Origin of the sequence: Pseudochrobactrum mosebachae (assembly GCF_048914685.1) — a bacterium.
Taxonomy (GTDB): domain Bacteria; phylum Pseudomonadota; class Alphaproteobacteria; order Rhizobiales; family Rhizobiaceae; genus Pseudochrobactrum.
On the sequence record NZ_CP128408.1, the window covers coordinates 2888796 to 2912514 of the forward strand.

The following is a 23719-nucleotide window of genomic DNA, read 5'->3' on the forward strand; positions in this document are numbered from 1 at the left end:
CATAAAATAGCCATGCATCATGAGGCCTGTGTTTTTGTACTCTTGATAAGGTCAGCAGCATGAATAAAAGTGAAAATGACTTCAGTGCAGATACTTCTTTAAGCGACAAGTTGCTGGAAGGTGATGCTCTGTCAGGGCATGCGCGGCTAAAAAATGCTGTACGGCAGGCAAAAGCTGCGCAAGCTGACCGGCTGGATAGTATAACTGATATCAGAGAGGCTGATATTGCCCGTCTTGAAATGCTGGTGCAGGATTTGCAGCCGGTTTTTGATGCGGTGCCAGTGCAAGACGAGCAATGGGATTTTTGTCTCAATCACGGCATGCAGCCGCGTTTATGGCTTGATGCCAGTGCTTTTGTGATGATTTCACGCGATCGGCGCAGCTATCGCTTTGTGCGTGATACCCGCTCAGGGCGCTTAGTATTGGCGGAGAGCCCTGATATTAAGGTGATTTCCGCAGCCGTAACACGCTATATTGCTTTGCGGATTATTGAGCGCGAAAGGCTGATGGACGATATTGCACCGGATGCGGCTGATGGGACCTGCCCAAAAGCTGAAAAACCAGCTGACCAAGCAGCTGAAGACCAAAGAAGTATAGCAGCAATGGCAAAAACACAGCAAGCAGGCAGCACATTTATCAGCAGTCTGCTGTGGTTTGTTGGCGGGGCGTTGCTGGGCTGCGGATTACTCATGCTGCTGTTTCAGCATTATGGTATCAGCCTGCCAATCTTGCGCTAGAGCATTTCGTTTTTATAAAAACAGAAAATATTCCTGAGGATTATGATAGCGCTGTTTCCTGACCCGCTGAACCCAGTTCAAGCTCGCGCTCCTCAATAAGCTGTACAGTGTGGCTGTCATTGTTGAAGCCATATTGTTGCCAATGGCAGTGCCATCTATGCGCTTGCGCTGCTTTTTCAATTGAAAACAGATTATAGCGTGCAGCTGGTTTGCGCTCTTCCTCATCCGGAGCGCAAGGCGCCTGACTGGCGGATGGCACGCAGATCACTGGTACAGAACCGGCAGGCCCTGCAATTTCATTATAGGTTGCAAGATGTGTATGGCCATGCAACACCAGCTCAGCACCGGCCTCACGGATTATTTTTTGAAAACGGGAAATACCAAACAACCGTTTATAGGCAGGTGTTGCATTACGCACTGGCGGATGGTGAATCAGCACCACGCGGCACAAACCCTGATTACCGGTTTCAATCAGCATTTTCTTCAGCCGCGCTGCCTGCGCCGGTAAAAAATCACCGCTCGCCATAAATGGCGCGGTGGCACGTGCCGAGCTGACACCAATAATGGCGACACCATCGCGGACCCTGAGATAAGGAAATTGCGGGCGGTTATTGCGGTTGTCTATACCGTCACCGCGCATCCACGGCTCCCATTTGCGGGAAGATTTTTCCAGTGCTCCCGGTACATAGGCATCATGATTGCCTGGCACAAAAGAGATGTTCTGCTCATTTCCCAGCGCTTTCAGCCAGTCATAAGCATTATCAATCTCAAGATTGAGGGCCAGATTAACCAGATCACCGGTGATAGCGATATGATCGGGCTTGCGGGTTCGCAGGTCTTCAATCAGACTATCCAGCACCCAATCATGCATGGCACCTTTGCGATGACGCTTCCAGTTTATATAACCGGTAATGCGTTTGGATACCAATTCACGCAGCCGTACCTGTGGTAAGGGTGAAAGATGGATATCTGAAATATGGGCAAGTCTGAACATGCGTGCATGATTTAGCTTTCAGCGCATCATAGTCAACTAAAAACCGCTTATATCTGTGATTGCAAACCGGCTGACTGTGGGTTTGTAATCCTGAACAGCAGTGCTAAAACCGGTTAAAGACAGGATGTGCTGATGGCGGGAAGCCGGAATATATTATGAAAATCAAACAATGGCTGTTTCACACGTATTTTTTGTTACGCCGCCCGATGACCTTGGGGGTGCGGGCGATTGTGCTTGATGAGGCTAAGAGGCAAGTGTTTCTGGTGCGTCATACCTATGTGAAGGGCTGGCATTTGCCTGGCGGCGGCGTAGAGCGCGGTGAAACTTTTAAACAGGCATTGACTAAAGAGCTGCGCGAGGAAGGCAATATTGTACTGACTGCCGAGCCGCAGCTGTTCGGGCTTTATAATAATGCGCATGTTTCAAGGCGCGATCATGTGGCGGTGTATGTTTGCCGTGCATTTAAGCAAGTTAAACCGCATCAACCGGACAGGGAAATTGCTGAAGCGCGGTTTTTTGCGCTGGATGCTTTGCCGGATGGTGTAACCGCTGCCACCACGCGGCGGATTAATGAAGTGTTGAATGGTGGCGTGCCCGATGAGCTGTGGTAGCCTGATTGCCAATATACAGACTAGAGCGGGTAACGTTCAGGTTGGATCACAGCGCTCGCTCTAGATTTTAGAGTTTTCGCATTTCACTATCAAGTTGATTCAACTTTATAGTGAAATGCTCTAGAGCGTTTTTATTTTTCTTTGAAGCAGGAAAACCGCTCTATCTGTTTGTTTAAACGCAGTTTCGGACGGAAAACCGGATCCGACTTTTCCTGAAACTGCTCTAGTAATGTCGACAAGAAGCGATTTGACGGAGGATTCTGATGCCTGTTTATGTACTTGATGGCCATGCACCGCAATTTGATCATCGTGCCAGCAACTGGGTTGCGCCGGATGCCACGCTGATCGGCAAAGTGCGCATTGGTGAAAATGCAGGGATCTGGTTCGGCGTGATTGCGCGTGGTGATAATGAATTGATAAATATTGGTAAGGACAGCAATGTGCAGGAGCATTGCGTGCTACATACGGATATCGGTTTTCCGCTGACAATCGGCGAGGGGTGCACAATTGGCCACCGCGCGATGCTGCATGGCTGCATAATTGGTGAAAACAGCCTGATCGGAATCGGCGCAGTTGTGCTGAACGGCGCTAAAATCGGCAAGAATTCGCTGGTGGGCGCCGGTGCTTTGGTAACAGAAGGCAAAGAGTTTCCGGATAATTCGCTGATCGTTGGTTCACCGGCACGTGTGGTGCGTGAACTGAGCCCTGGGCAAATCGAAAAACTACGCGCTTCTGCGCAAAGCTATGTAGAAAATGGCAAGCGGTATCAGCGCGGTCTGGAAATTGCGCCGGAAACGCATTTCGCCTGAAAATTTAGGGCTGAAAAATTATAAGAGCGGTGGTTCGTAATGTCTTACTTACCAAGTGCAGAGGTTGCTATGCCGCTCATCAGCATTTCAGGATCGTGACGAATATCAACCCACTGGCCGCTATGCAGAGCAGATTGGCGCTTGAGATAGGTGTAGCTGGTCTGGTTCCAAGCCTTAACAGTATCTGCCAGATTATCGAGAATGAAATCACCGCGATCTGTGCGGATGGCTAAAACCGCATGACCTTCGCCGTTTTCCTGACGCACTACGGTTATCAGCAGCGTATTGACCGGAATGCCGGCATTGATAAGCATGCGGCGCTTAAGCAGCACGTAATCTTCACAATCACCGCTTAATTGATCTTGGGATTGCACCGGATATGACCAGACCTCTTCTTTGCCCCAGATTTCCATATCTGTGCGTGGCTGCACGGTTTGGTTGACCTGCCTATTTACCTGTACAATTTTATTCCACGAGGCTTGTGTGAGCTTTAATGGTGCCTGTGTGCGGCTGGTCTGATTGCATTCGGATTTATTGAGTTTGCAAAAATCATAATGTCCGACAGGCTGCGTGGTGCGGTTTTCTGTTTGCATCCACGGATTGTCGCCTGCCTGAGTCTGCGTGGTGGTAAGCCCTGTCATTGTCAGCAGCAAAGCGACTACGGCCAGCTTATATTTTGCTGTTATGCCGTGCGCGCTCTTTTTATGTGCTGTCTTGTTATACATTGTGACGCTCCTTGTTGAGGGCACAATGGCAGGCAGATATTGACACTCTCCAAAGGGATATAGCAAAGACAAAGTAAACGCAGAGGTGAAGATTTGTAAACCTTAACTGGTTGTAAAATCAATGTTTTAACGGAAATTAGGACTTATTATACGCAAAATTCATGCAAGTTTCAGTTGTGTGAAGGCTTGGGGTTAACGATGTGTTTTCAGGTTAACACAGGGTTGAGAAACGGCACTTCTGTGCAGGCATTGGTTAATGTGCGGTGTAGAAACTTATGTAATGGCAAAGTGCGGCTGGGGAGTATGATTAACATATAACAAATTGAGCCTGAGAACGGCTTCAGGCTTTGATAACTATAAATTGTGATCGGCTGGTTTTAATAAAATACTGCACAGGAATTACGCTGAAAAATATCAGGCTTTGTCTTTGCCGCCGGTTATCAATTTCAGATAAGCGGGTTTGGCTGCTGCAACAGCAGTTTCAGCCTGTGGTGCAGCCGGATGGATGCTTTTGATCAAGTCTGCCACGGTGAGTGGTGCCGAATTATGTGCCGGAGCGGCACCCGTTGAATTATGTGCCGGAGCGGCACTCGTTGAATTATGTGCCGGAGCGGCACCAGCAGAATAATGTGCCGAATGCTGCATGTTTTGATCCGCAATTTGCACAGAAGGCATGATCGCCTCAAGCTGAGGCAGCAGATCACGGGCAAAGGCCGTGTCTGCAAGCTGGTGGCTTTCATTTTCTGCAGTGTTTTGCAAAAGTGATGAGGACATCATTGCAGGCGTTTTTTCGCGCGGTGTTTCACTGGCTTGTGTCTGCGCAGGTGCCAGCTCATGATGACGATCAAGCAGTACCTGCAGCACAGATTTCATGCCGGTATTTTGCAAAGGCGGGATGGTATTTTCAACCGGCGCATAGGCAGGCGCATGGGGGATAAGCCCCATATGATTGTTGATAAGCGCATCACTACCGAGCCAAAGCGGCTGATCAAGCGCGATCATGCTGCCCATCCATGCCAGAGAACCATCTGTCTCGTGCAAAGGCAATAACAGTGTTTCAAAATGGCATGATTTTTCATTCAGCGTGATACTGGTATGCTCTAAACGCAACGGGCGGTAATCCAGCCCTGAAAGGTGCAATTGCTCTGCAAGCCATGGCCGTACATCATCATGCCATAGCGATAAAAAGCGGGTATTGCGCAATTCTCTACCATAAAGCGTGCAAAGTCGGGTACCTGCAAGCCGGAACTGCCACTGTTTAGCCTCAGGAATATTGGTATCGCTGGGGGCATCAATTGATGCATTTTGCGCATCGCCACGCAAAATGAAAATATTAGGAAGCTTTCCCCCTAAAGCACGGGGGCTGATGTCAGAACGATCCGGCGCCGCGCGGGTACCGCGCAGTCTGTCCCAATAAGTGAGCAGATCGGCTGTCCAATCATGTTTCATGATATGGCTGCTATCCTCGTCTTCTTTCAGATCCTGTCACGCATTGAATTCTGCGCAGAAAAGCATGTGAATTCGTGCAACATATGACACGGTGTTGTCTTTCAGAATAAAACAGGGCGCCATTATGGTCAGCGCATCCTGTATTTGTTCGATGCGTTAATATGCGCAGACGAATGTAAACAAGCCATGATCAGCGCCTGATCATCCACGAACAATAATAAACATGGTTAATAAAAAGTTGATCGATTATTTTCATAGGTATTATTGTAACTTTTAAGGTCATTTTATTATCAATTCAGAAAATGAATTTTTTCAAGTAGCAATAAATAGGTTCCATATATATGTTTGTTAAATTTAAATTAAACAATTATGTATTTTGTATTGTTAATATTTTTTATTGTATTTTAGTTCTTACTAAAGGTATTTCAATGAAGTGTTTTTCCTTGGTTATGTCTGTTGTATTGTTTTTATACATGAATCCAAACTCAGCAATGTCACAAACACAAGAGTTTGATAATGTAAAAGCCAATGCCAGTTGTTCGGCAGAGGTCGGGTTCATGTTTTCTGCGGTGTTTGTAAATGCACACAAAGCGTTTAATTACTGCATGGATCGAAAAATGCGTGAATGGCGTGCAGCGCATTCCTAATCTGGCTTTAAGCTAATGCAGTGTTGCAATAATTTTTAAACGGCTCTGTATTTGCCAGAAGCATTTAAGTGTGTTTGGATCGAATAATATATAAATTACCGGTTTTTATTTTCAATGATCACCTGGAATTTATGTCTGACCTCCAGAATTAATGACCGGACTTTATTGTCCGTTCACCGCCTGTCTGACAGGCGGTTTTTTTTTGCCTTTATGCGGCTTGAACGGATCCATCTTATCTTAAAGCAGAAAATCGCTTTATTTATCTGTTTTACGGTCATCTTGCTGAGAAAGCCGCTTCACAGTTTTGGGAATGCGCTTTATCCCTTAATGCTGAGTGCCGCAGCTCTCTTATCGGATGAGGCAGGCAAGGGTAAATCATGATGAGGATAGTATGCAGCAATCAATGAACGGACCGCATGCCGGTAATGAGCGCGGCAACGGCGGATCGCAACCGATGTTTAACATGCCGCCGGTTGTGGTGGCGCTGATTGGTGTATGTGTGGCGGTCTATCTCATTCAGACCTATGTGCTGAGTGATGCCCAATATGTCTGGTTTATGTTGAATTTTGCTTTCATACCGCAGCGCTTCAGTCTTGGTGGTGGCTTCACTGATATTTCTGCGTGGTTCAGCGCTGTCAGCTATTCCTTTATGCATGGCGGATTTGCCCATCTGGCCGTGAACACGGTGTGGTTTGCAGCTTTTGGCTCGCCACTGGCAGGGCGCATTGGTACCCGAAAGTTTTTAGTATTCTGGCTGCTCACAGCTATCATTGCGGCCTTTACCCATTATGCGCTTTATCCGGACAGTAATATTCCGCTGGTCGGGGCTTCGGGTGCTATTTCCGGCATGATGGGGGCGGCGGCACGCTTCGGTTTTCGCCGTGTAACATATTATTCCGATACGGGCAGGCAGATGCCAGCCTTTGGTGGTCCATTGCTGAGTGTTGTGCAAACATTGCAGAACCGTACCGTGCTGACTTTTGTGGGGTTCTGGCTAGTGATCAACGTCATCACCGGATTGTATGCAACAGCGCCGGGCGAATTGTCGGGAATAGCATGGGAAGCCCATATTGGGGGCTTTGTGGCAGGTTATTTCGGCATCGGGCTATTATTGCGTGGAAACCGCTGATTGCATGGATTTATGATGTTGCGCAATTTTGTGTTAAGCTGAATCTGCGGTTTTGACGTGGTGTGAGCAAAAACAAAAAAAATAACGCTTATAACTACACAGTGAACTGTCCTGTTCGCCGGATAATACGATGTCCGGCTTGCTGTATCTGGCTTTTTCGGGAGGAAATGATGACAGTACGGGCGATTCTGGAACAAAAAGGCGGCAGTGTTTATACTGTGCGCGCTGATGCTGATTTGGAAACTGCAGCACAACAGCTCTCAAAGCATCGAATCGGCGCCTTGCTGGTTGATGAAGGGCAGGGCAAATTTACAGGCATTTTATCCGAACGCGATATTGTGCGTGCGTGCGCTAATCACGGGATGCAGGCATTAAAACTACCGGTTTCAAAAGCGATGACGACAAAAGTTTTGCACTGTAAGCCGCAGGACACCGTTCATTATGTGATGGAAATGATGACACGGCATCGTTTTCGTCATTTGCCGGTTGTAAATGATGCAGGTGATCTTGCAGGTATTATCTCTATCGGTGACGTTGTGAAAAAACGGATAGAGCAGGCGGAGCAAGAAGCCGCCGAAATCAAGCAATATATCGCAACTGCGTAATCGTGCGTATTGGCACATGATTATGTCGTGAGAATATTTTAATCTTTAAATATTCAGCCCTGCATGCTTGTGCCTGCAGGGCTGAATTGTATTATTTGGTCAAAAAGCGCTGCGCTGCATAAAGAGAAATTGCAGCAGCATTAGAAACATTCAGTGATTTGATGGCGCCCGGCATTTCAAGTCGTGCCAGCGTTGTCACCGTTTCACGGGTCTTCTGGCGCAGGCCTTTGCCTTCAGCGCCGAGTACCAGAGCAATTTTTTCGCCCTTCAGGCTGGTTTCCATTTCAACATCACCTTCCGAATCAAGGCCGATGGTCATGTAACCGAGATCATGGAGTTCCTGAATGGTCTCTGCCAGATTGCGAACTTCAATCTGATCGATCATTTCCAGTGCGCCGGAGGCAGATTTCGCCAGTACACCTGATTCCTGCGGGCTATGGCGGGAAGTGGTAATGATCGCATCAGCACCGAATGCAACGGCTGAACGCAGAATCGCACCAACATTATGCGGATCAGTAACCTGATCGAGCACCAACAACAGGCGCCCTTCTTTAAGGTCCTGCAATTTGCGCGGCTTCAGAGCGGCTGTTTCGATCATTACACCCTGATGAACAGCGTCTGAACCGGTCAGAACATCAATATCTTTAGGTTCAACGATTTCAGGCTCTAAACGAGCAAGGGTCGAATCATCCAATTCAAGGCGTGCCAGCGCATTTTTGCTGACCAGCATACGGAAAATCTGACGGCGCGGATTTTCAATCGCTGCTTTTACAGTGTGCAATCCATAGAGGCGCGTGATTCCTTCACCTGCAGGCGTGCCTTTAACAGGCTTACGCCGGTCAAAACGGTTCTGCTGCTGGCTTTGCGGGTTGCCGCCAGAGTGTTGATCACGAAATTGGCGCCGAAGACGCGCATAATGCGAATCTTTTGGTGTGCCGGATGAGGTGCCGGAGGTGTCCGGATAAGATTTTTTGTCTGTCATGAGGTTTCTATACCGATTATTATGTCACCAAGGTAGCATATTTACGTTCTTAAAGGTGTGAAAGTTTTGCACGATGAAAAAAGCCGCCCCCGAAAGCCCCTATGAAAGAGCTAATAATGTGGATTATCGATAAGTCTGTGAATATTTGTGTAAATTTTTGAAAATGACCTGTTGACAGATCAAGGTCTTATCGGCATAACGCCCCTCGTTCACTACAGACAAACGAGCCTAGCTAACGGGGTCGCAGTGAACGGAATGCCTAGTCGCTCAGTTCCGGTGGTAATGAGTAACGTGGAGGAGTGCCCGAGTGGTTAAAGGGGGCGGACTGTAAATCCGCTGGCTTAGCCTACGTTGGTTCGAAACCAACCTCCTCCACCATTACCGGTTCTGGAACTTAGAGTGCGCGGGTATAGCTCAATGGTAGAGCAGCAGCCTTCCAAGCTGAATACGCGGGTTCGATTCCCGCTACCCGCTCCAGATTATCTTAGGGCGGTTTGGCGTGTAGGGTAACTTGGCGGGCCGTCAAAAGCTCAAGCCGGTAGCGAATTCAGTAAATTTTGGTCCGTATGCGGGCCAAAATAGCAAGTTCTACTGTATATTCTCTTAGATCAATATGATTTAAGGGTAGGTTATACAGCATTTTAAATTGTTACAGCGCATTTCAAATCAGCGCGCTGTGGTGAAAGAGAGCGACAGCGATGGCGAAGAGCAAATTTGAACGCAATAAACCGCACGTCAATATCGGCACTATCGGTCACGTTGACCATGGTAAGACAACGACGACAGCAGCGATCACCAAGTTCTTTGGTGACTTCAAGGCCTATGATCAAATCGATAATGCGCCGGAAGAAAAAGCCCGCGGTATTACCATTTCAACATCGCATGTTGAATATGAAACCGAAAACCGCCACTACGCACACGTAGATTGCCCAGGTCACGCCGACTATGTGAAGAACATGATCACCGGTGCGGCTCAGATGGATGGCGCGATTTTGGTTGTTTCGGCAGCTGATGGTCCAATGCCACAGACCCGCGAGCACATTCTGCTTGCCCGTCAGGTCGGCGTTCCTTCGCTTGTCGTATTCCTTAACAAGTGCGATCAGGTTGACGATGAAGAACTGCTGGAATTGGTAGACATGGAAGTTCGTGAACTTCTGTCGAACTACGACTTCCCAGGTGATGAAATTCCAATCATCAAGGGTTCTGCGCTTGCAGCTCTTGAAGACAGCAACAAAGTGCTCGGTGAAGATGCAATCCGTGCTCTGATGGCTGCTGTTGATACTTATATCCCAACTCCAGAACGTCCGATTGACCTGCCGTTCCTGATGCCAATCGAAGACGTATTCTCGATCTCCGGCCGTGGTACAGTTGTTACCGGTCGTGTAGAGCGCGGTATTGTTAAGGTTGGTGAAGAAGTTGAAATCGTTGGCATGAAAGCCACCGGCAAAACAACAGTTACCGGCGTTGAAATGTTCCGCAAGCTGCTCGATCAGGGCCAGGCCGGCGATAACATCGGTGCACTGGTTCGTGGTGTTGGTCGTGAAGATGTTGAACGTGGTCAGGTTCTGTGTAAGCCAGGTTCGGTTAAGCCGCACACCAAGTTCAAGGCAGAAGCCTATATTCTGACTAAAGACGAAGGTGGCCGTCATACACCATTCTTCACAAACTACCGTCCGCAGTTTTATTTCCGTACAACTGACGTAACCGGTATTGTGACCTTGCCAGAAGGCATTGAAATGGTCATGCCGGGCGACAACGTAACTGTTGATGTTGCGCTGATCGTGCCGATTGCCATGGAAGAAAAACTCCGTTTCGCGATCCGCGAAGGTGGCCGTACCGTTGGTGCAGGCATCGTCGCTTCGATCATCGAATAAAAGATTACAAAGATTATGCAGGGCTTGTATTAGCCCTGCGTCACTCCGGTGACAGTAGGATTATGGGTGTGTTATAATTAATGCATCCATGCAGGGGCATAGCTCAGTTGGTAGAGCGACGGTCTCCAAAACCGTAGGCCGCGGGTTCGAGCCCTGCTGCCCCTGCCAGTTTAAACAGCGTCGTACATTTTTGTGCGGCGCTGTTTTTTTGTGCGCTAATTTGTGGGTTGTTTTGGCGAGCAGGGCGCTATGGCCGGATTGCGAGGCGGGGTGGCAGTACAGGTTCTGATGCTGTAAGATAGGGGTGTTGTTGAGGTTGGGTTGCGCAGCTTTATGTCGTTGATATATGATGGCTGATATTGCCTGAATAAATTTTAACTGTTCATAAAGACATCAGTATGCGTGAATTTTGCTTATCATTGCATATGGGCTTGTGTTTTTATGGAATCGGCACTATGAAGAGGCAACAGACAGGCGGTGCGTGGGTCCGAACTCCGGTCCGACGTGCCGTAATCTTGTGAGTTCTTTCTGATTAACACATTGTTAATTACCTGTTTTAATTAGAGATAATTTTCTCAGTACAAGCACAGAGCGGCAAATGGCGTCCAAAACAAATCCGATTACATTTTTCCGTCAGGTTCGTGCAGAGACGGCTAAGGTGACGTGGCCAACCCGACGTGAGACCGTAATTTCAACTATTATGGTTGTTATTATGGCATTTCTGGCGGCACTTTTCTTCTTTGTGGCGGATCAGGTGATGGCTTACGGCGTAGAGTTGCTTCTGGGTCTCGGACGTTGACATACGGTTTGGTTAGCGTTTTGGCTGGTATGAGCTATACGGGAGAAGCATAATGACTGCGCGTTGGTATATCGTTCACGCATATTCGAATTTCGAAAAAAAGGTTGCGGAAGCGATTGAAGAAAAAGCGAAGCAGAAGGGTCTGTTTCACTTGTTCGAAAGAATTCTGGTTCCGACTGAAAAAATCGTGGAAGTGCGTCGCGGCCGTAAGGTTGACGCTGAGCGCAAGTTCTTCCCGGGTTATGTTCTGGTTCGTGCCAATCTGACAGATGATGTTTATCATCTGATCAAGAATACCCCGCGCGTTACAGGTTTTCTGGGATCCGAATCCAAGCCTGTTCCGATCAGCGATCGTGAGGTTGAGCAGATTTTGTCTCAGGTTCAGGATGGTGTTGAGCGTCCGCGCGCATCGATATCGTTTGAAATCGGTGAATCTGTACGTGTTTCGGATGGTCCTTTTGCTTCCTTTAACGGTATCGTTCAGGAAGTTGATGAAGATCGTTCACGCGTTAAGGTGGAAGTGTCGATCTTTGGTCGTGCAACACCTGTTGATCTTGAATTTGGTCAGGTCGAAAAGATTTGATCATTCAGCCTTCGGGCTGCCTGCCGCTATCTGCGGCAGGATTACTCGCCGCAGATAGCGGCATCATCGGGTGGAAGGGGAGCAGGCTTAGCCGCTCTGTAAACCGAACCACCCACTGCAACGCTGCATATGCGGCGGTAAACATGTCAGAAATGGCATTTTTAAATTGTCTTAAGTGACAACAAAAAGGCAGAAGAATAATGGCTAAAAAAGTTTTGGGCCAGCTGAAGCTACAGGTAGCTGCTGGTTCCGCAACCCCTTCGCCGCCAATTGGTCCGGCATTGGGTCAGCGCGGTATTAACATCATGGAATTCTGTAAGGCATTTAATGCTGCCACACAGGAACAGGAAAAAGGTTCGCCGATTCCTGTCGTGATCACATATTACCAGGATAAGTCCTTCACATTCGTGATGAAGACGCCTCCTGTTGCATACTTCCTTAAAAAGGCTGCAAACCTGAAAGCCGGTTCGAAAGAGCCAGGCAAGGTTTTTGCCGGTACAATTTCCAGCGAAAAGCTCCGTGAAATTGCTGAAGCGAAGATGAAAGACCTTAACGCGACCGACATCGAAGCAGCAATGCGCATGATCGAAGGTTCAGCCCGCTCGATGGGCCTTAAGGTGGAAGGCTGATACGATGGCGAAAATTTCAAAACGTGTCGCTAAAATTCGTGATGGCGTCGATGTAAATAAGCTCTATGATCTTGGTTCAGCTTTGAGCCTCGTTAAAGAGCGTGCAGTAGCGAAATTCGATGAAACTATCGAAGTTGCTCTGAATCTCGGCGTTGATCCGCGTCATGCTGACCAGATGGTTCGCGGCGTTGTTAACCTGCCAAACGGTACAGGTCGTACTGTTCGCGTTGCTGTATTTGCCCGTGGTGACAAAGCTGAAGAAGCTAAGAAAGCCGGTGCAGATATCGTTGGTGCGGAAGATCTGTATGAAGCCATCAATGCTGGCAATATCGATTTCGATCGTTGTATTGCTACGCCGGACATGATGCCACTCGTTGGTCGTCTCGGTAAGGTTCTCGGCCCGCGCGGCATGATGCCAAACCCTAAAGTCGGTACTGTAACAGTTGATGTGGCTGCTGCGGTTAAGGCTTCCAAGGGTGGTGCTGTTGAGTTCCGCGTTGAAAAAGCTGGTATTATTCATGCCGGTATTGGTAAGGCTTCTTTCGACGTTAAGGCTCTTGAAGAAAACATCCGTGCTTTCGCTGACGCTGTTATTAAAGCTAAGCCAGCCGGTGCTAAGGGTGAATACCTGAAGCGCGTTGCTGTTTCTTCAACTATGGGCGTTGGCGTCAAAGTTGAACCTGCAAGCGTTAAAATCGCCTGATTTGCTTTTACAGAATAAATCTGTAAAAGCCTGACTTGTGAGCCGTTAGAGCAATTTCAGGAAAAGTGGAAACCAGCTTTCCATCCGAAATTGTCCTGAAACAATATAGAGCGATTTTTCTGATTACAGAAAAATGAAAAGCGCTCTATTGAAATCACGGCTTGCAAGTTATTTAAAAGTTTCCGGGGCCTTTGGGCCCGGATAACCGGAGATAAAACTCCGGTAATCCTGTCCGAGATTGTGGGTGGTTCGCCTTAATTTTTTTGAGCCTGCATGAGACGTGGAAGACCTTATTTTTACAGCCTATGCTGTGCGTTTAGGGTTTGAACCGTAGTTGCCTTGACCAGATCTGCCTTAGGGTGGGGATGGGGAAGGGGACAGGAAACCTCGTATGTTGGATAGCACTTCTTACACGCTATCTGGCAAAGGCAACCCGGTAAGGATGCTCCTGTGCATTCTTATCAACTGGAGAGAGACAGTGGAAAAAGCGGAAAAACGCGAATTTGTCACTTGGCTGAACGGTACTTTTAAAGAGTCCGGCTCGGTCGTCGTGGCCCACTATAGCGGTCTCACTGTTGCACAGATGAGCGTTCTGCGCTCGAAAATCCGTGAAGCAGGCGGCGCCGTTAAAGTCGCGAAGAACCGTCTTGCCAAAATCGCTCTTCAGGGCACGGAGGCCGAAGGCATTGCAGATCTGTTCACTGGACAGACCGTAATTGCCTATGCAGTTGATCCAATTGCAGCTCCGAAAATAGCGGTAGAATTTGCCAAGACCAATGACAAGCTTGTCATTCTTGGTGGTTCTATGGGCTCAACAGTTCTTGATGCTGAAGGCGTGAAAGCTCTTGCTTCCCTGCCATCGCTCGACGAACTGCGCGGCCGACTGGTTGGTATGGTTCAGACACCAGCAACCCGTCTCGCTGTGCTCACAAGCGCGCCGGCAGGTCAAATTGCCCGCGTTATTGGCGCACATGCCCGGAAGAACGAAGCGGCGTAAGGCCGTTCTCGCTGTTACAACAGTTCAAACCTTAATTAAAGGAATATACCATGGCTGATCTCGCAAAGATCGTTGACGACCTGTCCGCATTGACTGTTCTGGAAGCTGCAGAACTGTCGAAGCTTCTTGAAGAAAAGTGGGGCGTATCCGCTGCTGCTCCTGTAGCAGTTGCTGCTGCCGGTGGTGCTGCTGCTCCTGCTGCTGAAGAAAAAACCGAATTCGACGTAGTACTCGTTGACGGTGGCGCACAGAAAATCAACGTGATCAAGGAAGTTCGCGCACTGACAGGTCTCGGCCTGAAGGAAGCTAAGGACCTCGTTGAAGCTGCTCCTAAAGCTGTTAAAGAAGCTGTGTCGAAAGACGAAGCTGAAAAAGTTAAAGCACAGCTCGAAGCAGCTGGCGCTAAAGTTGAACTCAAGTAATTTGAGTGATACGGCGGGCTTAACGGCCCGCCGTTTTCTGCTTATGATGCGGCAGATTTTGTAAGCGTCTGATTTTAGATGACAAACAAAAGAGAATAGCATAATGAACTGTGTATGTCGTTTCAGATATTGTAGTTCAAGCGGTTACGAACCCTTTTCCTGACAGAAGAGCAGCTGTCAGGAAACGGGTTTTGACCCGTTCATAGGACCGTCGCAAGGCGGCAAGCAACAGGCCCTTGGCAAATCCATGGGCTCAGAACGCCGTAAGGCACAGAACGAGGAGCGACGATGGCTCAGACCCACTCTTTTAACGGTCGCAAGCGCGTACGCAAATTTTTCGGCAAGATTCCAGATGTGGCTCAGATGCCGAACCTTATTGAGGTTCAGAAGGCTTCTTATGACCAATTCCTTATGGTCGATGAACCGAAGGGTGGACGTCCTGACGAAGGTTTGCAGGCTGTTTTTAAGTCGGTGTTTCCGATCTCGGATTTTTCCGGGGCCTCTATGCTCGAATTCGTTAAATACGAATTCGACGCGCCAAAGTTCGATGTGGATGAATGCCGTCAGCGGGATCTGACCTATTCAGCACCGCTGAAGGTGACACTGCGTCTTATCGTATTTGATATTGACGAAGATACTGGTGCCAAATCAGTCAAAGACATCAAAGAACAAGATGTCTATATGGGCGACATGCCGCTCATGACTGACAATGGTACCTTTATTGTCAATGGTACAGAGCGCGTTATCGTTTCGCAGATGCACCGCTCGCCGGGCGTATTCTTCGATCACGATAAGGGTAAAACACATTCTTCAGGCAAGCTATTGTTTGCTGCGCGTGTTATCCCGTATCGCGGTTCATGGCTCGATATTGAATTCGATGCTAAAGATATCGTTTTTGCACGTATTGACCGTCGTCGTAAATTGCCAGCCACATCATTGCTGATGGCGCTTGGTATGGACGGCGAAGAAATTCTTTCGACCTTCTATAACGCCGTTACCTATACGCGTGACGGTGAGAATTGGCGTATTCCGTTCTCGGTAGAGCGCTTCAAAGGTATGAAAATCATCGGCGATATGCTTGATGCTGATACCGGTGAAGTTGTTGTAGAGAGCGGCCGTAAGCTGACTGCGCGGTCTGCCAAGCAGATTGCTGAAAAGGGCGTTAAGGCTATTCGCGCGACAGATGAAGATCTGCTCGGCTCGTATCTGGCTGAAGATATCGTCAATTACGCAACCGGTGAGATTTATCTCGAAGCCGGCGAAGAAATTGATGAGAAGACCCTTAAGGTTCTGCTCGAAACCGGTGGCAACGAGATCAATATCCTTGATATCGATCATGTAAATATTGGTGCTTATATCCGTAATACGCTGGCTGCTGATAAGAATCAGTCACGTCAGGATGCGCTGTTTGACATTTATCGTGTCATGCGTCCTGGTGAGCCGCCGACAATGGATTCCGCAGAGGCGATGTTTGAATCGCTGCTGTTTGATACTGAGCGTTACGATCTGTCGGCTGTTGGTCGTGTTAAGATGAATATGCGTCTTGATCTCGATGCGGCTGATACTGTGCGCGTTCTGCGTAAAGAAGACATTCTTGCTGTTATCAAGACTCTGGTTGAGTTGCGTGACGGTAAGGGCGAAATCGACGATATCGACAATCTCGGCAACCGTCGTGTGCGTTCCGTTGGCGAATTGATGGAAAATCAGTATCGCGTCGGTCTGCTGCGTATGGAGCGTGCGATCAAGGAACGTATGTCCTCGATCGAAATCGATACTGTGATGCCGCAGGATCTGATCAATGCGAAGCCGGCTGCTGCCGCTGTTCGCGAATTCTTCGGCTCATCGCAGCTGTCGCAGTTTATGGATCAGACCAATCCGCTGTCGGAAATTACGCATAAGCGTCGTCTGTCGGCTCTTGGACCCGGCGGGTTGACCCGTGAGCGTGCTGGCTTTGAAGTCCGCGACGTTCATCCAACGCATTATGGCCGTATCTGCCCGATTGAAACGCCTGAAGGCCCGAATATCGGTCTGATCAACTCGCTTGCAACATTTGCGCGCGTGAATAAATACGGCTTCATCGAAAGCCCGTACCGTAAGATTGTTGACGGTAAAGTAACCAGAGATGTTGTGTATCTTTCAGCAATGGAAGAAGCCAAGCATTATGTTGCGCAGGCAAATGCCGAAATTGGCGATAATGACGAATTCGTTGATGATTTCGTGATTTCCCGTCATGCCGGTGAAGTTCTGATGGCTCCGCGTGAAAATGTGGATCTGATGGACGTTTCGCCTAAGCAGCTGGTTTCTGTTGCTGCAGCGCTTATTCCGTTCCTTGAAAACGATGACGCCAACCGCGCTCTGATGGGTTCGAACATGCAGCGTCAGGCCGTGCCTCTGGTACGTGCTGAAGCGCCGTTTGTCGGAACCGGTATGGAAGCGATTGTGGCACGTGACTCCGGTGCAGCTATCGGCGCACGCCGCGGCGGTATTGTTGATCAGGTGGATGCGACCCGTATCGTTATTCGTGCGACAGAAGACCTCGATCCATCGAAGTCCGGTGTTGATATCTATCGCCTGATGAAGTTCCAGCGCTCCAACCAGAGCACCTGCATTAATCAGCGTCCGCTTGTGCGGGTCGGTGATAAAGTAGGTAAGGGCGACATTCTGGCTGATGGTCCGTCAACGGATCTCGGTGATCTGGCTCTTGGCCGTAACGTGCTTGTCGCGTTTATGCCATGGAACGGCTACAACTATGAAGACTCCATTCTGCTGTCTGAAAAGATCGTATCGGATGACGTCTTCACTTCGATCCATATCGAAGAGTTTGAAGTAGCGGCCCGTGATACCAAGCTCGGACCTGAGGAAATCACCCGTGATATTCCTAACGTTTCGGAAGAAGCTCTGAAGAACCTCGACGAAGCCGGTATTGTTTATATTGGTGCCGAAGTTCACCCGGGTGATATTCTGGTCGGTAAGATCACACCAAAGGGCGAAAGCCCGATGACACCGGAAGAAAAGCTTCTTCGTGCCATCTTTGGTGAAAAGGCTTCCGATGTCCGTGATACCTCGATGCGTATGCCTCCTGGAACGTACGGTACTGTTGTTGAAGTTCGTGTTTTCAACCGCCACGGCGTTGAAAAAGACGAACGTGCAATGGCGATTGAGCGGGAAGAAATTGAACGTCTTGCGAAAGACCGCGATGACGAACAGTCTATTCTTGACCGTAATACCTATGGTCGTCTGGCAGATATGCTGGAAGGCAAGGTTACAGCTGCTGGTCCTAAGGGCTTCAAGAAGGGCGTTACGGTTAACCGTGACATTCTGACTGAATATCCGCGTTCCCAGTGGTGGCAGTTTGCTGTCGAGGACGAGAAGAGCCAGAGTGAACTCGAAGCTCTGCGCAACCAGTACGACGCCTCCAAGAAGCTACTTGAAACACGCTTCATGGATAAGGTCGAAAAGGTACAGCGCGGCGACGAAATGGCTCCGGGCGTCATGAAGATGGTTAAGGTTTTTGTTGCTGTTAAGCGCAAAATCCAGCCAGGCGACAAGATGGCCGGCCGTCACGGCAACAAGGGTGTGGTTTCCCGCATTCTGCCAGTTGAAGATATGCCGTTTCTTGAAGATGGAACGCATGCGGATATCGTGCTGAACCCTCTGGGTGTGCCGTCCCGTATGAACGTGGGTCAGATTCTTGAAACGCATCTTGGCTGGGCCTGTGCGGGTATGGGTAAGAAGATCGGTGAGCTTCTCGAGGTTTATCAGTCGACAAACAACATACAGCCACTGCGCGACACTCTGGAGCATATTTATCCGGATAATGACCGTAATGAACCGGTTCGCAATTATGATGACGAAAGTGTCGTTATGCTCGCGGATCAGGTAAAACGCGGTGTGTCAATTGCGACCCCGGTGTTTGACGGTGCTGTTGAAGCTGACATCAATGCGATGTTGACCGATGCAGGTCTGGCAACTTCCGGTCAGTCGACGCTCTATGACGGACGTACAGGCGAGCCTTTTGATCGTCAGGTGACTATGGGCTATATTTATATGCTCAAACTTCACCACCTTGTTGACGACAAGATCCATGCCCGTTCGATCGGACCTTACTCGCTCGTTACACAGCAGCCGCTGGGTGGTAAAGCGCAGTTCGGTGGTCAGCGCTTCGGTGAAATGGAAGTCTGGGCGCTGGAAGCCTATGGTGCAGCTTATACACTGCAGGAAATGCTCACCATCAAGTCTGATGACGTGGCAGGCCGTACCAAGGTTTACGAGGCGATTGTTCGTGGTGACGATACATTCGAAGCGGGTATTCCTGAGAGCTTTAACGTTCTCGTCAAGGAAATGCGTTCGCTTGGTCTGAATGTTGAGCTCGATGATACACGCGATCTCGTGCAGCCGACCGAGCTGCCTGACGCAGCTGAGTAAAATAATAAGGCGTGACGCGGTTTTCCGCGCCACGCCATTATTGCCATTATTTGGCTGCACAAATTGAGATTATGGCGGAACAGGGCAGAAATGCCGCTAGACCGTTGCGGACAAGGGCGAATGCCCGTCAGAGAGTAATGGGTGCCAAAGGCTAAAAGCCGCGCCGCAATACCGCTCTGTTTATAGATTCAAACGCATGATACTTGCGAAAAGTAGGCCAACTATTTCGCAGATTATGCCCGAAGGAGAACGGCATGAACCAAGAGGTCATGAATCTTTTCAATCCTCAGGTACCGGCGCAGACATTCGATTCCATCCGGATTTCGATTGCCAGCCCTGAGAAGATTCTATCCTGGTCATACGGCGAGATTAAAAAGCCAGAGACGATCAACTACCGTACGTTCAAACCTGAACGCGATGGTCTGTTCTGTGCCCGCATCTTCGGCCCGATCAAGGACTATGAATGCCTGTGCGGTAAGTACAAGCGCATGAAATATAAGGGCATCATTTGCGAAAAATGTGGCGTTGAAGTCACATTGTCGCGCGTACGGCGCGAGCGCATGGGCCATATCGAACTGGCTGCTCCTGTTGCCCATATCTGGTTTCTGAAGTCGCTTCCTTCGCGTATCGGCACGTTGCTTGATATGCCGCTGAAGGATATCGAACGCGTTCTGTATTTTGAAAACTACATCATTACCGAACCTGGTCTGACTTCACTGAAAGAGCATCAGCTGCTTTCAGAAGAAGAGTATATGATTGCTGTTGATGAGTTTGGTGAAGACCAGTTCACAGCATTGATCGGTGCGGAAGCTATTCATGATCTTCTGGCGACGATGGAGCTCGACAAGATTGCTGTGCAGCTGCGCACTGATCTGGCCGAAACCACATCAGAACTGAAGACCAAGAAGCTGATGAAGCGTCTCAAGATCGTTGAGAACTTCATGGAATCCGGCAACCGTCCTGAGTGGATGATCATGAAGATCGTCCCAGTGATCCCACCGGATCTGCGTCCATTGGTTCCGCTGGATGGCGGCCGCTTTGCGACTTCCGATCTGAACGACCTTTACCGTCGTGTGATCAACCGTAACAACCGGTTGAAGCGCCTGATGGAACTTCGTGCGCCTGGCATCATTATCCGTAACGAAAAGCGTATGCTGCAGGAAGCTGTGGATGCTCTGTTTGATAACGGCCGCCGCGGTCGTACCATTACTGGTGCGAACAAGCGCCCGCTGAAGTCACTTTCGGATATGCTGAAGGGTAAGCAGGGTCGTTTCCGTCAGAACTTGCTTGGTAAGCGCGTCGACTATTCCGGTCGTTCCGTTATCGTGACTGGTCCTGAACTGAAACTGCACCAGTGCGGTCTGCCTAAGAAAATGGCTTTGGAACTGTTCAAGCCGTTCATCTATGCGCGTCTTGATGCCAAAGGTTTCTCTTCAACTGTTAAACAGGCGAAGAAGCTGGTTGAAAAAGAACGTCCGGAAGTTTGGGATATCCTTGATGAGGTTATCCGTGAGCATCCGGTTCTGCTTAACCGCGCGCCGACACTGCACAGACTTGGTATTCAGGCTTTCGAACCAACACTGATCGAAGGTAAGGCTATTCAGCTGCATCCGCTCGTTTGTACTGCGTTTAACGCTGACTTTGACGGCGATCAGATGGCTGTTCACGTGCCGTTGTCGCTTGAAGCACAGCTTGAAGCCCGCGTCCTGATGATGTCGACCAATAATATTCTGCATCCGGCCAATGGTCTTCCGATCATCGTGCCTTCGCAGGATATGGTTCTTGGTCTGTATTATCTGTCGATTGTTGCTGAGAATGAACCAGGTCAGGGCATGATTTTTGCTGACATGGGTGAGTTGCAGCACGCGCTGGAAACCAAAACCGTTACATTGCACACCAAGATTAAAGGTCGCTTCAAGTCGGTTGATGCGGAAGGCAATCCTGTTTCGAAAGTTTTCGAAACAACGCCTGGTCGTCTGATCCTTGGTGAATTGCTGCCTAAGAATGCTAATGTTTCGTTTGACATCTGCAATCAGGAAATGACGAAGAAGAACATCTCCAAGATGATCGATCTCGTTTATCGCCATTGCGGACAAAAAGAGACAGTGATTTTCTGTGACCGCGTTATGCAGCTTGGTTTTGCTCATGCTTGTCGTGCCGGTATTTCCTTTGGTAAGGATGACATGGTCATTCCTGACGCCAAGGCGAAAATCGTTTCTGACACAGAAGCTTTGGCCAAAGAGTATGAGCAGCAGTACAATGACGGTCTGATTACTCAGGGCGAAAAGTACAACAAAGTTGTTGATGCCTGGGGTAAAGCGACTGACAAAATCGCTGACGAAATGATGGCACGTATTAAAGCGGTTGAATTCGACCCTGAAACCGGCCGTCAGAAGCAGATGAACTCCATCTATATGATGTCGCATTCCGGTGCACGTGGTTCACCTTCGCAGATGCGTCAGCTTGGTGGTATGCGCGGTCTGATGGCCAAGCCTTCGGGCGAGATTATCGAAACCCCGATTATCTCCAACTTTAAAGAAGGCCTGACCGTTAACGAGTACTTCAACTCGACACATGGTGCACGTAAGGGTCTAGCTGATACCGCGCTTAAAACCGCTAACTCCGGTTATCTGACACGACGTCTGGTTGACGTTGCTCAGGATGCGATTATTTCTGAAGCAGATTGTGGTGCAACCGTTGGTCTAACGATGAATCCGATCGTTGATGCCGGTCAGATCGTTGCCTCGCTTGGCATGCGTATTCTGGGTCGTGTTGCTCTTGACGATATCAACCATCCGGCAACGGGTGAGGTGATTGTCGCTTCCGGTGACATGATCGAAGAGCGTCATGTTGAAGTGATCGAAAAAGCCGGTATTCAGACTGTTCGTATCCGTTCGGCTCTGACCTGTCTTACCCGCTCCGGCGTGTGCGGCAAGTGCTATGGTCGTGACCTTGCACGCGGTACACCGGTTAACAAAGGTGAAGCTGTCGGCGTTATCGCTGCGCAGTCGATCGGTGAGCCTGGTACTCAGCTGACTATGCGTACATTCCACCTTGGTGGTACTGCGCAGGTTGTGGATAGCTCATATCTCGAAGCGTCTTATGAAGGTACTGTTGCTCTGCGTAACCGCAATGTGGTTCGCAACACTGACGGCAATCTGGTGGTAATGGGCCGTAATATGGCCGTTCTCATCATGGATGCTACCGGTAAAGAGCGTGCAAGCCATCGTATTACATACGGGTCGCGTCTGTTTGTTGATGATGGCGATGCGGTTAAGCGCGGCCAGCGTTTGGCTGAATGGGATCCATATACACGTCCGATCGTCACCGAAGTTGAAGGTGTGGTTGAGTTTGAAGATATGGTGGATGGTCTGTCGGTTGCTGAAAATACCGATGAATCAACCGGTATCACCAAGCGCGTTGTTATTGACTGGCGTTCAACCCCGCGCGGTGCGGATCTTAAGCCTGCTCTTGTCGTTAAAGACAAGAATGGCAAGATTCTTAAACTGTCAAAGGGTGGCGAAGCACGCTTCCAGCTTTCGGTTGAAACCATTCTTTCGGTTGAGCCGGGTGCAACAGTTCGCGTTGGTGACGTGATTGCTCGTTTGCCGATGGAAAGCGCCAAGACCAAGGATATTACCGGTGGTCTGCCGCGTGTTGCTGAATTGTTTGAAGCACGTCGTCCGAAAGATCATGCGATTATCGCTGAGCTTGATGGTACAATCCGCTTTGGCCGTGACTACAAGAACAAGCGTCGTATTGTTATTGAACCAAACGACCATAATCTGGAGCCGGTTGAATATCTGATCCCTAAAGGCAAGCCTTTCCATCTTCAGGATGGCGATGCGATTGAAAAGGGTGATTATATTCTCGATGGTAATCCTGCACCGCATGACATTCTGGCGATCAAGGGCGTGGAAGCTTTGGCTTCTTACCTCGTGAACGAAATTCAGGAAGTTTATCGTTTGCAGGGTGTGACGATCAACGACAAGCATATTGAAGTGATTGTTCGTCAGATGTTGCAGAAGGTTGAAATCACGGAATCTGGTGACAGTACCTATATTCCGGGTGACAATGTTGACCGTATTGAGCTTGACGAAATTAATGATCGTCTGGTTGAAGATGGCAAGAAGCCTGCTGAAGGTCTGCCGGTTCTGCTCGGTATTACGAAGGCCTCTCTGCAGACACCTTCGTTCATCTCGGCTGCTTCCTTCCAGGAAACAACCCGCGTACTGACCGAAGCGGCTGTTGCCGGTAAGATTGATACGCTGCAGGGTCTGAAGGAAAACGTGATCGTAGGTCGTCTGATCCCTGCCGGTACCGGCGGTATGATGAGCCAGATCCGTCGTATTGCGACTGCCCGTGATGAGTTGATCATCGATGAGCGCCGCAAAACTTCCGGTGCGGATGCTGCAAATGCAATGCTGGTTGATATGACCAACAATCCCGCAGAATAATCTGCGCTAGAGCGAGTAACGATCAGGTTTGAACGCATTGCTCGCTCTAGGTTTTTGCTTTTTCGCATCGTCATACCTATCAAGGTATTTCTATTTGATAGGTAAATGCTCTAGTAAAATACAGAAAAGGCCACCTTCGGGT

Annotated in this window: 19 protein-coding genes and 3 tRNA genes; 18 read left to right on the forward strand and 4 right to left on the reverse strand. The window is 49.0% G+C overall.

Annotated elements, in window-relative coordinates; all coding sequences use genetic code 11:
* The first annotated feature begins 59 nt into the window (after positions 1-59).
* Positions 60-737: a hypothetical protein gene (locus MP213Fo_RS13045; RefSeq protein WP_421089406.1), complete on the forward strand. Its 678-nt coding sequence runs from the start codon at positions 60-62 to the stop codon at positions 735-737.
* A 40-nt stretch (positions 738-777) separates the two neighbouring features.
* Here the strand turns inward: MP213Fo_RS13045 and MP213Fo_RS13050 are convergent, their stop codons facing one another.
* On the reverse strand, positions 778-1731 hold the full coding sequence (locus MP213Fo_RS13050) for a metallophosphoesterase family protein (protein WP_421089407.1): 954 nt from the start codon (positions 1729-1731) through the stop codon (positions 778-780).
* 155 nt (positions 1732-1886) lie between these two features.
* Between MP213Fo_RS13050 and MP213Fo_RS13055 the strand changes: the two genes are divergently transcribed.
* Both MP213Fo_RS13055 and MP213Fo_RS13060 read left to right on the forward strand, forming a co-directional pair.
* The gene (locus tag MP213Fo_RS13055) at positions 1887-2342 is read left to right on the forward strand and encodes an NUDIX domain-containing protein (protein WP_421089408.1); all 456 of its coding nucleotides are present in this window, start codon (positions 1887-1889) and stop codon (positions 2340-2342) included.
* Positions 2343-2605: 263 nt separating this feature from the next.
* A complete protein-coding gene (locus MP213Fo_RS13060) occupies positions 2606-3151 on the forward strand; it encodes a gamma carbonic anhydrase family protein (RefSeq protein ID WP_421089409.1) in 546 nt (181 codons plus the stop codon).
* Positions 3152-3195: 44 nt separating this feature from the next.
* Here the strand turns inward: MP213Fo_RS13060 and MP213Fo_RS13065 are convergent, their stop codons facing one another.
* Entirely contained in the window at positions 3196-3837 is a 642-nt protein-coding gene (locus MP213Fo_RS13065) for a transglutaminase-like cysteine peptidase (RefSeq protein ID WP_421091149.1), read from the reverse strand.
* A gap of 453 nt (positions 3838-4290) precedes the next feature.
* Positions 4291-5325, reverse strand: a complete 1035-nt coding sequence (locus tag MP213Fo_RS13070) for a PAS domain-containing protein (RefSeq protein ID WP_421089410.1) — start codon at positions 5323-5325, stop codon at positions 4291-4293.
* A 341-nt stretch (positions 5326-5666) separates the two neighbouring features.
* Between MP213Fo_RS13070 and MP213Fo_RS13075 the strand changes: the two genes are divergently transcribed.
* The 3 genes from MP213Fo_RS13075 to MP213Fo_RS13085 all read left to right on the forward strand — a co-directional run bounded on the left by MP213Fo_RS13075 (position 5667) and on the right by MP213Fo_RS13085 (position 7706).
* Positions 5667-5972: a hypothetical protein gene (locus tag MP213Fo_RS13075; RefSeq protein ID WP_421089411.1), complete on the forward strand. Its 306-nt coding sequence runs from the start codon at positions 5667-5669 to the stop codon at positions 5970-5972.
* A gap of 391 nt (positions 5973-6363) precedes the next feature.
* Positions 6364-7101: a rhomboid family intramembrane serine protease gene (locus tag MP213Fo_RS13080; protein ID WP_421089412.1), complete on the forward strand. Its 738-nt coding sequence runs from the start codon at positions 6364-6366 to the stop codon at positions 7099-7101.
* A gap of 170 nt (positions 7102-7271) precedes the next feature.
* The gene (locus tag MP213Fo_RS13085) at positions 7272-7706 is read left to right on the forward strand and encodes a CBS domain-containing protein (RefSeq protein ID WP_421089413.1); all 435 of its coding nucleotides are present in this window, start codon (positions 7272-7274) and stop codon (positions 7704-7706) included.
* Positions 7707-7797: 91 nt separating this feature from the next.
* Here MP213Fo_RS13085 and rlmB read toward each other — a convergent pair whose 3' ends face one another.
* Positions 7798-8688, reverse strand: a complete 891-nt coding sequence (gene rlmB / locus MP213Fo_RS13090) for a 23S rRNA (guanosine(2251)-2'-O)-methyltransferase RlmB (protein ID WP_421089414.1) — start codon at positions 8686-8688, stop codon at positions 7798-7800.
* A gap of 293 nt (positions 8689-8981) precedes the next feature.
* Between rlmB and MP213Fo_RS13095 the strand changes: the two genes are divergently transcribed.
* The 12 genes from MP213Fo_RS13095 to rpoC all read left to right on the forward strand — a co-directional run bounded on the left by MP213Fo_RS13095 (position 8982) and on the right by rpoC (position 23577).
* Positions 8982-9066 (forward strand) — tRNA-Tyr (locus MP213Fo_RS13095).
* 25 nt (positions 9067-9091) lie between these two features.
* Positions 9092-9165, forward strand: a tRNA-Gly gene (locus MP213Fo_RS13100).
* A gap of 221 nt (positions 9166-9386) precedes the next feature.
* A complete protein-coding gene (tuf, locus tag MP213Fo_RS13105) occupies positions 9387-10562 on the forward strand; it encodes an elongation factor Tu (RefSeq protein WP_421089415.1) in 1176 nt (391 codons plus the stop codon).
* Positions 10563-10654: 92 nt separating this feature from the next.
* A tRNA-Trp gene (locus tag MP213Fo_RS13110) sits at positions 10655-10730 on the forward strand.
* 430 nt (positions 10731-11160) lie between these two features.
* Positions 11161-11361, forward strand: coding sequence for a preprotein translocase subunit SecE (gene secE / locus MP213Fo_RS13115; protein ID WP_421089416.1), 201 nt, complete (start codon positions 11161-11163; stop codon positions 11359-11361).
* Positions 11362-11413: 52 nt separating this feature from the next.
* On the forward strand, positions 11414-11944 hold the full coding sequence (nusG, locus tag MP213Fo_RS13120; protein WP_421089417.1) for a transcription termination/antitermination protein NusG: 531 nt from the start codon (positions 11414-11416) through the stop codon (positions 11942-11944).
* Between the two features lie 200 nt (positions 11945-12144).
* Entirely contained in the window at positions 12145-12573 is a 429-nt protein-coding gene (rplK, locus tag MP213Fo_RS13125) for a 50S ribosomal protein L11 (RefSeq protein ID WP_421089418.1), read from the forward strand.
* 4 nt (positions 12574-12577) lie between these two features.
* Entirely contained in the window at positions 12578-13276 is a 699-nt protein-coding gene (gene rplA / locus MP213Fo_RS13130; protein ID WP_421089419.1) for a 50S ribosomal protein L1, read from the forward strand.
* A gap of 478 nt (positions 13277-13754) precedes the next feature.
* On the forward strand, positions 13755-14273 hold the full coding sequence (gene rplJ, locus MP213Fo_RS13135) for a 50S ribosomal protein L10 (protein ID WP_421089420.1): 519 nt from the start codon (positions 13755-13757) through the stop codon (positions 14271-14273).
* Positions 14274-14323: 50 nt separating this feature from the next.
* Positions 14324-14695, forward strand: coding sequence for a 50S ribosomal protein L7/L12 (gene rplL, locus MP213Fo_RS13140; RefSeq protein ID WP_421089421.1), 372 nt, complete (start codon positions 14324-14326; stop codon positions 14693-14695).
* Positions 14696-14983: 288 nt separating this feature from the next.
* Complete coding sequence (rpoB, locus tag MP213Fo_RS13145) at positions 14984-19120, forward strand: DNA-directed RNA polymerase subunit beta (protein ID WP_421089422.1); 4137 nt, start codon at positions 14984-14986, stop codon at positions 19118-19120.
* A 254-nt stretch (positions 19121-19374) separates the two neighbouring features.
* Positions 19375-23577, forward strand: coding sequence for a DNA-directed RNA polymerase subunit beta' (rpoC, locus tag MP213Fo_RS13150; protein WP_421089423.1), 4203 nt, complete (start codon positions 19375-19377; stop codon positions 23575-23577).
* Positions 23578-23719: the final 142 nt, after the last annotated feature.

Bases quoted from the DNA above. Each gene is read 5' to 3' on its own strand.
- MP213Fo_RS13045 (WP_421089406.1), top strand. From the start codon at position 60: ATGAATAAAAGTGAAAATGACTTCAGTGCAGATACTTCTTTAAGCGAC.
- MP213Fo_RS13050 (WP_421089407.1), bottom strand. From the start codon at position 1,731: ATGTTCAGACTTGCCCATATTTCAGATATCCATCTTTCACCCTTACCA.
- MP213Fo_RS13055 (WP_421089408.1), top strand. From the start codon at position 1,887: ATGAAAATCAAACAATGGCTGTTTCACACGTATTTTTTGTTACGCCGC.
- MP213Fo_RS13060 (WP_421089409.1), top strand. From the start codon at position 2,606: ATGCCTGTTTATGTACTTGATGGCCATGCACCGCAATTTGATCATCGT.
- MP213Fo_RS13070 (WP_421089410.1), bottom strand. From the start codon at position 5,325: ATGAAACATGATTGGACAGCCGATCTGCTCACTTATTGGGACAGACTG.
- MP213Fo_RS13075 (WP_421089411.1), top strand. From the start codon at position 5,667: ATGTTTGTTAAATTTAAATTAAACAATTATGTATTTTGTATTGTTAAT.
- MP213Fo_RS13080 (WP_421089412.1), top strand. From the start codon at position 6,364: ATGCAGCAATCAATGAACGGACCGCATGCCGGTAATGAGCGCGGCAAC.
- MP213Fo_RS13085 (WP_421089413.1), top strand. From the start codon at position 7,272: ATGACAGTACGGGCGATTCTGGAACAAAAAGGCGGCAGTGTTTATACT.
- rlmB (WP_421089414.1), bottom strand. From the start codon at position 8,688: ATGACAGACAAAAAATCTTATCCGGACACCTCCGGCACCTCATCCGGC.
- tuf (WP_421089415.1), top strand. From the start codon at position 9,387: ATGGCGAAGAGCAAATTTGAACGCAATAAACCGCACGTCAATATCGGC.
- secE (WP_421089416.1), top strand. From the start codon at position 11,161: ATGGCGTCCAAAACAAATCCGATTACATTTTTCCGTCAGGTTCGTGCA.
- nusG (WP_421089417.1), top strand. From the start codon at position 11,414: ATGACTGCGCGTTGGTATATCGTTCACGCATATTCGAATTTCGAAAAA.
- rplK (WP_421089418.1), top strand. From the start codon at position 12,145: ATGGCTAAAAAAGTTTTGGGCCAGCTGAAGCTACAGGTAGCTGCTGGT.
- rplA (WP_421089419.1), top strand. From the start codon at position 12,578: ATGGCGAAAATTTCAAAACGTGTCGCTAAAATTCGTGATGGCGTCGAT.
- rplL (WP_421089421.1), top strand. From the start codon at position 14,324: ATGGCTGATCTCGCAAAGATCGTTGACGACCTGTCCGCATTGACTGTT.
- rpoB (WP_421089422.1), top strand. From the start codon at position 14,984: ATGGCTCAGACCCACTCTTTTAACGGTCGCAAGCGCGTACGCAAATTT.
- rpoC (WP_421089423.1), top strand. From the start codon at position 19,375: ATGAACCAAGAGGTCATGAATCTTTTCAATCCTCAGGTACCGGCGCAG.